11 protein-coding genes are annotated in these 13095 nt (G+C 42.9%); 5 read left to right on the top strand and 6 right to left on the bottom strand.

Annotation, left to right across the window (positions count from 1 at the left end; all coding sequences use genetic code 11):
* Positions 1-141 precede the first annotated feature (141 nt).
* The 3 genes from VK179_03095 to VK179_03085 are packed head-to-tail and all read left to right on the top strand — an operon-like array spanning position 142 to position 3036.
* Positions 142-1269: an NAD(P) transhydrogenase subunit alpha gene (locus tag VK179_03095; GenBank protein HLO57698.1), complete on the top strand. Its 1128-nt coding sequence runs from the start codon at positions 142-144 to the stop codon at positions 1267-1269.
* Positions 1270-1287: 18 nt separating this feature from the next.
* A complete protein-coding gene (locus tag VK179_03090; GenBank protein ID HLO57697.1) occupies positions 1288-1620 on the top strand; it encodes an NAD(P) transhydrogenase subunit alpha in 333 nt (110 codons plus the stop codon).
* A complete protein-coding gene (locus VK179_03085; protein HLO57696.1) occupies positions 1621-3036 on the top strand; it encodes an NAD(P)(+) transhydrogenase (Re/Si-specific) subunit beta in 1416 nt (471 codons plus the stop codon).
* Between the two features lie 4 nt (positions 3037-3040).
* On the opposite strand, the gene VK179_03080 is transcribed toward VK179_03085, so the two are convergent.
* From VK179_03080 to VK179_03070, 3 genes are read right to left on the bottom strand one after another with little or no spacing between them, the layout of a single operon-like run.
* Complete coding sequence (locus VK179_03080) at positions 3041-3565, bottom strand: TlpA disulfide reductase family protein (protein HLO57695.1); 525 nt, start codon at positions 3563-3565, stop codon at positions 3041-3043.
* Positions 3566-3596: 31 nt separating this feature from the next.
* Positions 3597-4568 carry an ADP-glyceromanno-heptose 6-epimerase gene (gene rfaD, locus VK179_03075; GenBank protein ID HLO57694.1) on the bottom strand — a complete coding sequence of 324 codons (972 nt, stop codon included), beginning with the start codon at positions 4566-4568 and terminating at the stop codon, positions 3597-3599.
* Positions 4569-4583: 15 nt separating this feature from the next.
* A complete protein-coding gene (locus tag VK179_03070; protein HLO57693.1) occupies positions 4584-5276 on the bottom strand; it encodes a hypothetical protein in 693 nt (230 codons plus the stop codon).
* A gap of 133 nt (positions 5277-5409) precedes the next feature.
* Between VK179_03070 and folE the strand changes: the two genes are divergently transcribed.
* Both folE and VK179_03060 read left to right on the top strand, forming a co-directional pair.
* Positions 5410-6051 (top strand): GTP cyclohydrolase I FolE, encoded by a 642-nt coding sequence (gene folE / locus VK179_03065; GenBank protein ID HLO57692.1) that lies wholly within the window; start codon positions 5410-5412, stop codon positions 6049-6051.
* Positions 6052-6334: 283 nt separating this feature from the next.
* Positions 6335-6949, top strand: coding sequence for an outer membrane beta-barrel protein (locus tag VK179_03060; GenBank protein ID HLO57691.1), 615 nt, complete (start codon positions 6335-6337; stop codon positions 6947-6949).
* A gap of 99 nt (positions 6950-7048) precedes the next feature.
* On the opposite strand, the gene VK179_03055 is transcribed toward VK179_03060, so the two are convergent.
* The 3 genes from VK179_03055 to metH all read right to left on the bottom strand — a co-directional run bounded on the left by VK179_03055 (position 7049) and on the right by metH (position 13063).
* Positions 7049-8404 (bottom strand): sugar MFS transporter, encoded by a 1356-nt coding sequence (locus VK179_03055; protein ID HLO57690.1) that lies wholly within the window; start codon positions 8402-8404, stop codon positions 7049-7051.
* A gap of 88 nt (positions 8405-8492) precedes the next feature.
* A complete protein-coding gene (gene metF / locus VK179_03050) occupies positions 8493-9371 on the bottom strand; it encodes a methylenetetrahydrofolate reductase [NAD(P)H] (GenBank protein ID HLO57689.1) in 879 nt (292 codons plus the stop codon).
* Between the two features lie 11 nt (positions 9372-9382).
* Positions 9383-13063, bottom strand: coding sequence for a methionine synthase (metH, locus tag VK179_03045; GenBank protein ID HLO57688.1), 3681 nt, complete (start codon positions 13061-13063; stop codon positions 9383-9385).
* Between the last annotated feature and the right edge of the window lie 32 nt (positions 13064-13095).

Raw genomic sequence — 13095 nt, 5'->3', positions numbered from 1 at the left:
AAACCCAGTATTTGTTTGATTCAAGATTTCCTGTATTCCAAAATTACGAACATTTTGATACAGTTTTTGTTTAGTCACTAGCTTATAGAATTGAACAACAATCAACAACAGCTTCAGTTCAAAAAAATATTGGTTTCAGCCATGATAATAGGATTTCTTAAAGAAAAGGCACCGGAGCGAAGAGTGGCAGTTAGTCCCGAAACAGCAAAAAGCCTGCTGGCAATGAAAACGCAAATCTACATGGAGTCTGGCGCAGGTGAAGAAGCATGCATGTTTGATAATGATTATGTAAAGGCCGGAGTGAAAATTGCAACCCGGTCAGAGGTTCTTGCATCTTCAGACTGCATCTTATCTGTGCACGGAATATTACCCGGTGAATTTGATATCTGGGGAAATGGTAAAATTCTTGTCGGGCACCTTAACATCCTTGGTAATCTGCCTTTACTTGATAAGCTTATCACATATAAAACCACATCGTTCAGTCTTGATTTGCTCCCCCGGACAACAATTGCCCAATCCATGGATGTGCTTTCAAGTATGGCCACTGTTTCAGGTTATAAGGCTGTTCTCGATGCCGCCATGCACCTTCCGAGGTTCTTCCCGATGTTTATGACAGCTTCAGGAACAATAAAACCGGCAAGGGTTTTAATCCTTGGTGCCGGCGTTGCAGGTCTACAGGCACTTGCCACCTCACGAAGACTTGGCGCAGTGGTAGATGTATTTGACGTAAGATCGGCGGTGAAAGAGGAGGTTCAGAGCCTCGGAGGAAGGTTTATTGAGGTTCCGGGCGCTGTGGAAAAAAGAGAAGCTGGTGGTTACGCTGTTGAGCAGCAGGAGGAATACCGTAAACTCCAGAGCAAAATGATCCATAACTATGCGATAAAAGCTGATGTTATAATATGCACAGCGCAGGTTCCAGGCAAGAAAGCCCCGGTTCTGATAACTGAAGAAACTGTTGAATCGATGTTGCCGGGTTCTGTAATAGTGGACCTGTCTGCACCTAACGGAGGCAACTGCGCATTAACTGTTAATAACTCTATTATTACGCATAATGAGGTTGTTATTATTGGAAAGGTAAATTATCCATCCTGGATTTCAATGGATGCAAGCCGCATGTTCAGTACTAATCTTACAAATTTTGCGCGACTTCTGATTGATACAGAAGGCAACCCGGCACCCGACTGGAATGATGAAATTGTTAAATATACCTGCCTGACCCATGAAGGCAAAATTGTGAATGAAAAAATGATTGCTGCTTTTAAAGAATAAATAACGAACCTTCGACTCATGCAACAATTCTTTGAATTCATCTATACGTTCCGACAGGAAATATTTATTGTTGTTCTGTCTATTTTCCTCGGAATTGAAGTGATTTCCAATGTTCCGTCGGTTCTTCATACTCCATTAATGTCTGGGGCAAATGCAATCCATGGGATCATCATCATTGGAGGTATAATGTTGCTCGGACATGCACCCTTATCGCCCCTTTCTTTTAAGGCCGTTATGGGTATCGCTGCAGTGTTCCTGGCCACGTTAAATGTAGCCGGAGGTTTTGTTGTCACTGACAGGATGCTTGAAATGTTTAAAAGGAAAACACAGAAAAAGCAAAATAACCAATAAATGGCCGGAACCGAAATCGATTACAAAATTGCCATACTTGATTTAAGCTATCTTGTAGCTTCAATACTTTTTATTATCGGATTAAAAATGCTCAGCAAGCCTTCATCTGCCAGAAAGGGGAACCTGTGGGCTGCATCGGGCATGATTTTCGCGATCATTACAACCCTCCTGTTTCATAAGGACGGCAGCGGACATACAATACCAGTGGCCAACGCAATCCTTGTTTTAGTAATCATCGCGGCCTCCACTGTAATCGGTTCGGTAATTGCCAGGAGGGTCAAAATGACTTCAATGCCTCAAATGGTATCCTTGTTTAATGCCACGGGCGGCGCTGCTTCGAGCATTATTGCGCTGACTGAATACAGTGATCCTTCCAATACGAGAATTTTGGTTACGGTTCTGGGTATGGTAGTGGGAAATATCTCGTTTATCGGAAGCCTGATTGCATACGGAAAACTGGATGGAAAGATCAGTGACTGGTATAACAGGATGATGAAGTATATAAACCTGTTCATTGTATTGCTGATTGTTTTAGTGATCTTTTATGTCGTCATTGCTCAACCTGCAGATCAGGCCAGAAATACCCTTGTTTATTCGTTATTTGCCATATCACTCATTTACGGCGTATTTTTAGTAATGCCCATTGGCGGAGCTGACATGCCTGTTGTGATATCCCTTCTGAATTCATTTACTGGCATTGCCGTTGCCATGGCAGGTTTTATCTATTCGAACCAGGCAATGATCCTGGGAGGTATCCTGGTTGGCGCCACGGGTACAATTCTAACAATTATCATGTGCAAGGCTATGAACCGGTCTCTTCTGAATGTAATAGTAGGCGCCTTCGGCGCGAATGTTACCGGTTCTTCACATCAGGTTCAGGGCGCCATAAAAGAAATATCCTATAGCGATACAGCCGTTTTGCTGCGGTTCAGTCAGAAAGTGGTAATTATACCCGGATACGGACTGGCCGCGGCACAGGCTCAGCACTTGTGCAGCGAACTGGATCATTTGCTTACCGACCGGGATGTGAGTGTACTGTACGCCATTCACCCTGTGGCAGGCCGTATGCCCGGGCATATGAATGTGCTGCTGGCAGAAGCCAATGTTCCCTATGAGAAGCTCATTGAAATGGACCAGATTAACCCCGATATGCCCAATGTGGATGTGGTGCTTGTGATCGGGGCAAATGATGTGGTGAATCCTGCCGCAATGGATGATCCGTCGAGTCCGATATACGGAATGCCTATCATCCGCGCCCATGAAGCTAAAAATATAATTGTTGTAAAGCGCGGAATGGGTAAAGGTTATGCAGCGATCGAGAATAATCTTTTCTTCAACGATAAAACCCGTATGCTCTTCGGCAATGCAAAAGATGTTCTTCAAAAACTGATAGCCGAGCTTAAAGCCATGGAATAACCGGTTATGGGTTAACCAGTTTAAATATAACCTCCTTCATGTTATTAAACTCCTTTTCTTCATAGAGTCTTGTAAGAAAAACTATCTTACCTTCACGGTCGATAATTACATTTCGTGTGACTCCGGCTTCCTTGAGGGCATAAAGTCCAAAGACATCTGCATTCGGATCCGGCGCAAGAGGATAAGTAATTTTCATTGTGGATGCAAACTTCGAAACAACCTCAGGAGCTTCATCCCTGTCAAGACCGACAAGCACGAAGTCCTTAGCTTTTAATGGCTGCCAGATTTCACTTTCGATATGCGGCATTTCCTTTCTGCATACCCCGCACCAACTGGCTGTAAATTGCAGCATAACAATTTTTCCACGTTGTTCTGAAAGTTTGAAAACTTTGCCATCAGTGGTTGTCAGTGTGAAATCGGGAGCCATCTGGCCTGTTTCTACAATATAGCCGCGGTCATCTTCCTGGCAGAATGTACAAGAAAAAGTTATGAGTAAGGCTAACAGAGTTAATATTGAGGTTCGCTTCATAACTGAATATCTGGATTCTTTAAATAAGTATTTACTGTTCGATAATCTGCCCGGGTACCAGGTAGTTTGTTACATAATCACTGACGCCGTCTTCAAGACAATAAAATGTTTCTTCATATCCGGCCTTCCTGAGTTTTTGCATATTGGCCTCTGTGAAATACTGGTATTTATCACGGATGTCAATCGGCGTATCAATGAATTCAATATCCGGTTTTATGCCCATTGCACGGAAGGTTGATTTCGTAAGATCAAGGAATGACCTGGCTTTACCCGTACCCAGGTTATACAGGCCTGATGACGGCTGATTTATAAATAACCAGTGAATTACTGATACCACATCTTTTACATACACGAAATCCCGGCTTTGTCCGCCATCCGGTATCCCTTCACGGTGTGACCTGAATAACCTCATTTTGCCCGTTTCTCTTATCTGGTTGTAAGCATGAAAGATCACCGAAGCCATCCTTCCTTTATGGTATTCATTCGGACCATATACATTGAAAAACTTCAATCCTGCCCAGAAAGGAGGTATGCTTTTCTGCTCAAGCGCCCATTTATCGAAATCATTCTTTGATTCACCGTAAGGGTTCAAAGGATTTAGCCTGTAAATGATATCATGATCGTCGTTGTATCCGAGTGATCCGTCCCCATAGGTGGCCGCTGAAGATGCATAGATCAGGGGAATTTTATAAAATGAACAGGTATTCCATATTTGTTTTGAATAGCCAAGATTAAGCTTTTCGAAAACAGAAACATCAAATTCGGCCGTATTGGTTCTTGCTCCCAGGTGAAAGATAAATTCAACGTTGTCTCTATGGACATTCAGCCAGGTGAAAAAATCATCGCGATGGATCTTTTCAGTGAATGTAAGGTTGCAGAAATTAGCTGACTTGGCCTCATTTGAGAAGTCATCGACAATGACAATATCTGTATTTCCGAGCCGGTTCATATATGCAACCATATTGCTGCCAATGAATCCGGCTGCCCCGGTGATTACAATCATTTTGAAAGAATTAAATCATTTATCCAGCCTGAGTTCTTCAAGGATCTCAAGCACAGTGGTTGTTAAGTTTCCGAGCGCCAGCGGGTGATGCCAGTTATCCACTTTCCTGATTTCAATAAAATAGGAAATGGAACGGATCTGCAGAAAAGGTATCTTTTCCATCAGGCAGGTATAAAAAAATGCGGCACCCGACATGGTTTCAATTTCACATTTAAATCTCGATTTGACCTTCTGTATGCTCTCCTGGCGGCCATGGAGAGTATTAACAGTGATTCCTTTAACAGGAATCAGTGAATCCACAACATCTATTTCGAAATTACCAAGACTCCGCAGCAATTCACCTGTAAAAGGGAATGAATCTTCATTCAGAAGCTCTTTTTCGCCAAGGGTGAAAAAGGAATCCTTTTCCTCGAATCCAAGGTCGGCGAATTGCTCCTGGATCACATTCACCACAAAACCCAGTTCGAGAAAATAGTCGAAACTACCGGCAATGCCCATGTTGATGGCCAGGTCATAACTATAGGTATTCAGCGTTTTTGTAAGGTGATAGGCCATAAAAACACTTCCATGACCGGTAACAAGTACGTCTATATCAAGATTGCCGAGCTTGTAATTCATCAGATTGTTTGAAATCCTGGATACGAAATTGAGCTTATCCCTTAAGAGCTTAACTTCACTGTTGGAGGATGCTACAAGAAGTATTTTCATCGTCAGTTCAATTTATCAGGAAGCTTAACAAAAAGTTTCTAATTTTGTCTAGACACCAGCCAATAAAGATAAGACTTTTTAAATTTTATTTGGCTGTTAAATCTGGTATCGGTTACTTTTTAATACTTACACCATGGATGATGAAAAGAAGATAATTGTAGAAGGTATTTCAGAAACCGGTTTTGAAAAGATTGAAAAATTCAACGGCAGAAAAACGAAATCCCTCGCCGGTTTATACCGTAAAGTATTATTGAACCTGGGTGAAGATCCTTGCCGGGAAGGCCTTTTAGACACTCCGGAACGGGTGGCAAAGGCTATGCAGTATTTCACCCACGGATATTATATAAAACCTGATGAAATTCTGGCTGCTTCAAAATTTCATGAGGATTACAAGGAAATGGTAATTGTAAAGGACATTGAATTATATTCCTTATGCGAGCATCATCTTGTTCCTTTTTTCGGCAAAGCACATGTAGCTTATATTCCCAATGAATACATCACCGGTTTAAGCAAAATAGCCCGGGTTGTAGATGCCTTCGCCCGAAGGCTCCAGGTACAGGAACGCCTCACCATGCAGATAAGGGATTGCATTCAGGATACACTGAATCCGCTTGGCGTTGCAGTTGTGATTGAGGCTAAACATCTCTGCATGGTTATGCGTGGAGTACAAAAACAGAATTCAATAACTACCACATCGGCATTCACAGGATGTTTCCTCAAAGATAACAGGACCCGTGAGGAATTCGTGCATATGATCGGCATCAATCTGCATTGATTTCAGCTTGTTTCAAAGTAGTTCCAGGATTGTTTCAAAGTGGTTTCAAAGTAGTTCCAAGATTGTTTCAGTATTCGAACAATTTGGAACAATATGGAACCATTTGGAACAACTCTGAAACAAATTGGAACCATCTTAAACCACATGTTTTTCATCCGACACATACGATATGAACAGTTCGTTATAACTTTTTTTCATCAGTTTCCGTAAAAAACCGAAATTTAACTCAGCCCTTGGGGATGCCGAAAACCTTAGAGTAGGCCATATCAAATTAAACAAAATTATGAAAAATCTTAAAAACGCCCTGATTGTATTAGTATTAAGCTTTTTTGTTTTATCGTTGAATGCACAGACCGAGGCCGGTAAAATCCTTGTCGGTGGATCCAGCTCTCTTTCTTTCAGTGCAATGACTGAAAAATATAAATCAGATGATGCAGATGGCACATGGGGTAAAAGTACCTCATTTTCACTTGCTCCTGACGCAGGTTATTTTGTAATCGATGGACTGGCTGTGGGACTTCAGCTAAATATGGGTCTTTCCTCCTTTAAACAGGATGATTCAGATTATAAGTCATCCTCAACAATGATTGTAGCTGCTCCTTTTGTTAAATACTATTATGGAACAGGTAAGGTTAAACCTTTTGCTACAGCATCCATTGGTTTTGGAAGCCAGGTTGACAAAGACAAAAACGGCGAAACAACCACTACCGACAAAACCGGAATTTTCGGCTTTGGAGGAGGTATCGGCGCAGCAATGTTTATGAATGATAATGTGGCTCTGGAACTCGGTATTGGCTATACATCGATGAGCACAAAAGCCAAGGAAGACAATGACAATAACCGTAAAGATATCAATGCAGGAGTTCAATTTCAGGTTGGTATCACCGTAGTGTTATAATATTCAGAAATTTATTTAAATCTAAAGAGCCCGGCTTTTAAGACCGGGCTCTTTTTTAATAGGCAGAGACGCACAATTTTGCGTCTGTACATTATCGTATTATTTATGCTTGCTTCCAACCAATGCAAAGAACGCTATGTATGCGTAGCAGATGATCGGGAGAACAAATGCGAATTTCACACCATAGTTATCAGCAACTGCACCCATTAACACGGGTATAATGGCACCGCCGACAATCAGTGTATTGATGATCCCTGAAGCCATGCTGAGTTCACCTTTGTCAAGACCGTCTACACCCAGAGCAAAGATATTCGGGAACATCACTGAATTGAAGAAGCCGATTGAACAACCTACCCAGAGAATCATATTGGCAGGCACAAGCATAGTGGCAACAGCAAGAATGGCTGCAATACCGGCAAAAACGGCAAGTGTCTTATTGGCTTTACCGCTTCCAAGCTGCATGGCAAGGTAATTTACAAGAGCTATACCAGCAAAGATCAGTCCGTCAGTTACTTCTCTGCGTACATACCATCCTACAACAAAGGCAAGAATCAGTACAAATACGGTATACAGGTATTTTTTACTTTTTTCAACATTTGAAAGCATGAATGAACCATAGAAACGGCCTACCATAGCGCCACCCCAGTAAAGGGCAATCATTTTTGCGGCATTGGCAATATCCAGGGTGGGATCTGCTTCCTGCACATAGCGCTGAATAAGAGCTGCACTACCAACTTCAGCACCTACATAAAAGAAAATACCCAATGCACCCATAATAACGTGGGGATATTTCCATACGCTTTTACGCTGCTCACCTGCAGTAGGAATTACAGGGAGTTTCAGTGCAAAGATAACCACTGCAATGATCAGTACAAGGATACCAATAATCAGGAAGGGCAGGGGAACCGACTGTGCAGCCTGCTGTGCAGGTGTCAGAGCGGAATCCAGAGCGCTTTCAGCAACGGTTTTGAAAACAAAAACGCTGGCAATAATAGGGGCAATCGTAGTAGCGATTGAATTGAGAGCCTGTGTAAGATTTAACCGACCTGATGCTGTTTCTGAAGGTCCGAGAGCTGTAACATAGGGGTTAGCAGCAACCTGCAGGAATACAACACCGCTGGCCATAATGAAAATGGCAAAAAGGAAAAACGGGAAAGACGGTACCTTGGCGGCCGGGAAGAAAAGAAAACTTCCTGCTGCAACTAGCACCAGTCCGAGTATCACACCGGTTTTATAACCAATCTTCTTGATTATACTGCCACTTGCGAACGAAAGTAAAAAATAAGTAAAGAAAAATGCGCCGTTTACCAGCTGTGCTTCAAAATTACTGAGATCAAATACGGCCTTAAACTTATCAGCCAGTGTAATGTTAAATGTCGTTACAAATCCGAAGATGAAGAAGATCATCCCCATAAAGGCCATACCAACGGCCTGCGTATTTTTCTGCTGTGTCATCGTTAATTAATTAGGTTAAACAAATGGGTTAAAACAGGTATAAGTTTACAAATTTATGTTCAAATACCGATGGATAATGCAAAATTATTTAATGACGAAGTCCTGCAGGCAGGGATTCAAATACTTCAACAGCCGCACGGGATTTATTCAGTGTATAAAAGTGAATTCCGGGAGCATCATGGTTCAGCAAATCCACGCACTGGTTGATGGCATGCTCAATGCCCGTCTGGTAAGCTTTCTCATCGTCATCCTTAAAACGTTCCATTTTCTCAAGAAGCTCAGCAGGGAATGATGTAGAAGCCATATTGACAAACCGGCTGATTTGTTTGTAACTGGTAAGCGGTATGATCCCCGGTATGATTCTGCATGTAATTCCTGCAGCACGGGCCATTTTTACGAATTCATAATAGGCATTATTATCGAAAAATAGCTGGGTTACCAGGAAATGGGCACCTGCGCCGCATTTCTCTTTCAGGTTTTTAAGGTAACTGTCCATTGTGGCAGCCTCAGGGTGTTTTTCAGGATTGGCACCGGCACCGACGGAAAACCCATATTTCTTCTGAGTGACAAACTCAATCAGCTCGTTGGCATAGCTGAATCCGTTGGGTTCTGGAACGAAATTTACATTTCCTTTTGGCGGATCGCCTCTGAGAAGCATTACATTCTCAATTCCGATTTCAAGCAAATATTCCATGTCGGTAGCCACCTTTTCCCTGGATGCACCCACACAGGTGTAATGAGCCATTGTATTCAGGCCAATTTTATTCTGCAAATAATTCACAAGCGAAAATGTACGCTCACGTGTTGAACCGCCTGCTCCATAAGTCACCGATACAAATGAAGGATTCAGATACAAAAGTTGCCCTACATTGATACCGAAATCCACCGCAGCGATTTCGTCCCTGGGCGGAAAGAATTCAAATGAAAAGGTTCTGGGCGAATTGGTAAAGATTTCAATTATCTTCATGTAACAGGATGCTATTTATAATTAAGGTTTGAGGCAAGCAATGATTCAACCCGGTCAACGGTCATCCCTTTTCTCATGGCATAATCACTGACCTGGTCAGGGGAAATATTTCCGACAAAGAAATACTTCGACAACGGATTGGCAAAAATCAGTCCGCTGACAGAAGCGGCAGGCATCATCATAAAGTTTTCACTTAATGAAATGCCTGTTTTCCTCTCCGGATCAAGAAGTTCAAACAGGGTCTCTTTTTCTGAATGTTCGGGACAGGCAGGATAACCATGGGCAGGACGTATTCCTTTATATTTTTCAAGCAACAGGTCATCAAGCGACAGGTTTTCATCCGGCGCATAACCCCATATTTCTTTTCTCACTTTCAGGTGAAGCAGTTCTGTAAACGCTTCTGCAAGCCTGTCAGCCAGTGCCTTGATCATAATACCCTGGTAATCGTCGAGTTGGGCTGCGAATTCTTCAAGCAACCGGTCAATTCCAAGTCCTCCGGTTACAGCAAATGCCCCGAGATAATCGATTTTACCGGATTCCTTAGGCGCAATGAAATCTGAAAGACAAAGGTTCGGCCCGTCCTGCTTAAGCTCCTGGTTTCTCAGGTTTTTGAATACCTTCAAAACCTTACTCCGGTTAATATCACTATATACTTCTATGTCATCACCGATTGAATTGGCCGGGAATATGCCCAGCACGCCATTGGCTGAAAGGCTTTTTTCTTTTTCAATCCTGTCAAGCATTTTGTTGGCTTCGGTAAACAGTTTACGCGCTTCCTCACCCTGCTTGGGGTCGTCGAGGATGTCAGGGAACTTGCCTCTGAGCTGCCAGATCACAAAATAAAATACCCAGCTTATGTATTCCCGGATCTCGGTAATGGGATAATCGATATAATATTTTAACCCGGTGAAATTCGGAACTTTTATCTCTGTTTTATCCCAGTCAATCCTGAATTTATTTTTGCGGGCATCCTCAAGCGAAACATATGCTACCTTTTCACGCGCTGTTTTATAACTCTCACGGAGTTCGCCGTATTCCTTCATAGATTGTGCAACAAAATTATCCCTCAGTGTGTCGGACAAAAGATTACTCACCACACCCACACTCTTGGATGCATCTTTGACATGAATGACAGGTGAACTGTAATTGGGAGTGATCTTTACAGCGGTATGTATTTTCGAAGTAGTAGCACCACCAATCAGCAGCGGCTTTTTCAACCCGTTCTTTTCAAATTGCTTCGCGATCTCGCTCATGATCTCAAGCGAAGGTGTTATGAGTCCGCTTAAACCAACAATATCCACATCTTCGGCCTGAGCGGCTTCCACAATTTTTTCAGTGGGAACCATTACACCCAGGTCAACCACATCGTAGTTGTTGCAGCTTAATACTACACCCACTATGTTTTTACCTATATCATGAACATCGCCCTTAACGGTGGCAAGTACGATTTTACCGGCATTTCGATGAGATGACAGGGCATTTGGATCTTTTTCCTGCTCAATGAACGGTTGCAAAACGGCAACCGCTTTTTTCATGACCCTGGCGCTTTTGACAACCTGTGGAAGGAACATCTTTCCGGCGCCGAAGAGATCGCCGACTTTGGACATGCCATCCATAAGAGGTCCTTCAATTACCTGCAGGGTTTTCGGGTAATTTTGCCTGGCTTCAAGTACATCCTGTTCGATAAAGTCAATAATACCACGCACAAGAGCATGATTGATTCTTTCTTCAACAGGTGCAGATCTCCATTCATCAGCTTTTTCTTCTTTTTTATCCTGCTTTTTCAACGTTTCTGCAAAAGCAATCAGTCTTTCTGTTGCATCGGGACGGCGATTCAGAACCACATCCTCAACCATCTCAAGCATGTCAGCCGGAAGATCATCGTAAACGGCAAGCATACCCGGGTTGACAATACCCATATCGAGGCCGGCTTTTATAGCATAGTAAAGAAAAACGGAATGAATGGCCTCACGAATGGCGTTGTTGCCGCGGAATGCGAAGGAAAGGTTGCTGATTCCACCGCTGACTTTGGCATACGGCAGGTTCTTTTTAATCCATTCTACCGTTTTAATAAAGTCGACAGCATAATTATTGTGCTCTTCAATCCCGGTTCCGATAGCTAGTACGTTGGGGTCAAAAATGATATTTTCAGCGTCGAATCCCACTTTTTCGGTAAGAATGCGATAGGCCCGGCTGCAAACTTCAATGCGCCTCTCGAATGTATCCGCCTGGCCTTTCTCGTCAAAGGCCATTACGACAACTGCAGCACCATATTGTTTTACTTTGGATGCCTGTTCAACAAAAGCTTCTTCGCCTTCTTTAAGGCTTATCGAATTCACAATCGATTTGCCCTGGACACATTTTAAACCGGCTTCAATGATCTTCCATTTCGAGGAGTCAATCATCACGGGAAGTTTCGCAATTTCCGGTTCAGACATCAGCAAATGGAGATATCTTACCATACATTTTTCTCCGTCAAGCATGGCGTCATCCATGCAGATATCAAGAACCTGTGCGCCTCCTTCAACCTGTTCACGGGCAACTGAGAGGGCCTCTTCAAATTGCTCCTCACGGATCATCTTTGCAAATTTGATCGACCCGGCCACATTGGTTCTTTCTCCTATATTTACAAAATTACTTTCACGTGTGATAAAAAGAGGTTCCAGTCCACTCAGGCTTGTTACATGGGTGTTTTCGGGCACTTGACGCGGCTTATATCCGGCTGCAAGTTTTGAAAACGCTTTGATATGCTCTGGAGTTGTTCCGCAACAACCGCCGATAATATTTATATAACCCCCGTCGAGGTATTGACGGAGCTGATGGGTCATAATCTCCGGCGTATCATCATAGGTTCCGAACTGATTCGGCAACCCGGCATTGGGATGCGCACTTACAAAAAAAGGTGCATATTTCGCCAGTTCTGCAACATAGGGCATCATCTCTTTTGCTCCCAGTGCACAGTTTATTCCTATACTCAAAGGCCTGACATGTGACATAGATGTAAGGAAAGCCCTGATGGTCTGTCCTGATAAGGTTCTTCCGCTTGCATCCGTTATTGTTCCTGATATCATTACAGGAAGTCTTTTCCCTGTAGCCTTAAAAAAGTTTTCACAGGCAAAAAGGGCGGCCTTAGCATTCAGTGTATCAAAAATTGTTTCGATCAGTAGCAAATCTGCACCGCCATCTGATAATCCCCTGATCTGCTCTGCATAGGCACCAACAAGATCATCAAAAGATACAGCCCTGTATCCGGGATCATTCACATCAGGCGACATGGATGCTGTTTTATTTGTAGGTCCGAGCGAACCGGCAACATATCTGGGTTTCCCCGGATTCTGCCGCGTGTATTTATTTGCAGCAGCTACTGCAATCCTGGCCGATTCAAAATTTAGTTCATATACAAGTTCCTCCAGGTGATAGTCAGCCTGTGAAACCGAGGTGGAACTGAATGTATTGGTTTCAATAATATCAGCTCCGGCCTCAAGATATTGTTCATGTATACCCTGAATCAGGTCAGGTTTGGTAATCGATAACAGATCGATGTTCCCTTTAACATCATACCGGTAATCCTTAAAGCGCTCACCGCGGAAATCTTCCTCTTTCAGGTGATAGCCCTGAACAAGCACGCCCATGGCACCGTCAAGGAGCAATATTCTATCCTTGAGTAATTCAATAACAGATGGTTTATCCATTCAGATATAAAAGATTTAATGACCAGGAATAT

This window comes from Bacteroidales bacterium (assembly GCA_035299085.1).
Lineage (GTDB): Bacteria > Bacteroidota > Bacteroidia > Bacteroidales > UBA10428 > UBA5072.
This window is presented reverse-complemented; position numbering and strand designations above follow the sequence as displayed.

Coding starts and splice junctions, on each gene's coding strand:
- VK179_03070 (HLO57693.1), bottom strand. CDS start 5,276: ATGAAAATACTTCTTGTAGCATCCTCCAACAGTGAAGTTAAGCTCTTA.
- VK179_03095 (HLO57698.1), top strand. CDS start 142: ATGATAATAGGATTTCTTAAAGAAAAGGCACCGGAGCGAAGAGTGGCA.
- metH (HLO57688.1), bottom strand. CDS start 13,063: ATGGATAAACCATCTGTTATTGAATTACTCAAGGATAGAATATTGCTC.
- VK179_03085 (HLO57696.1), top strand. CDS start 1,621: ATGGCCGGAACCGAAATCGATTACAAAATTGCCATACTTGATTTAAGC.
- rfaD (HLO57694.1), bottom strand. CDS start 4,568: ATGATTGTAATCACCGGGGCAGCCGGATTCATTGGCAGCAATATGGTT.
- VK179_03060 (HLO57691.1), top strand. CDS start 6,335: ATGAAAAATCTTAAAAACGCCCTGATTGTATTAGTATTAAGCTTTTTT.
- VK179_03080 (HLO57695.1), bottom strand. CDS start 3,565: ATGAAGCGAACCTCAATATTAACTCTGTTAGCCTTACTCATAACTTTT.
- metF (HLO57689.1), bottom strand. CDS start 9,371: ATGAAGATAATTGAAATCTTTACCAATTCGCCCAGAACCTTTTCATTT.
- VK179_03090 (HLO57697.1), top strand. CDS start 1,288: ATGCAACAATTCTTTGAATTCATCTATACGTTCCGACAGGAAATATTT.
- folE (HLO57692.1), top strand. CDS start 5,410: ATGGATGATGAAAAGAAGATAATTGTAGAAGGTATTTCAGAAACCGGT.
- VK179_03055 (HLO57690.1), bottom strand. CDS start 8,404: ATGACACAGCAGAAAAATACGCAGGCCGTTGGTATGGCCTTTATGGGG.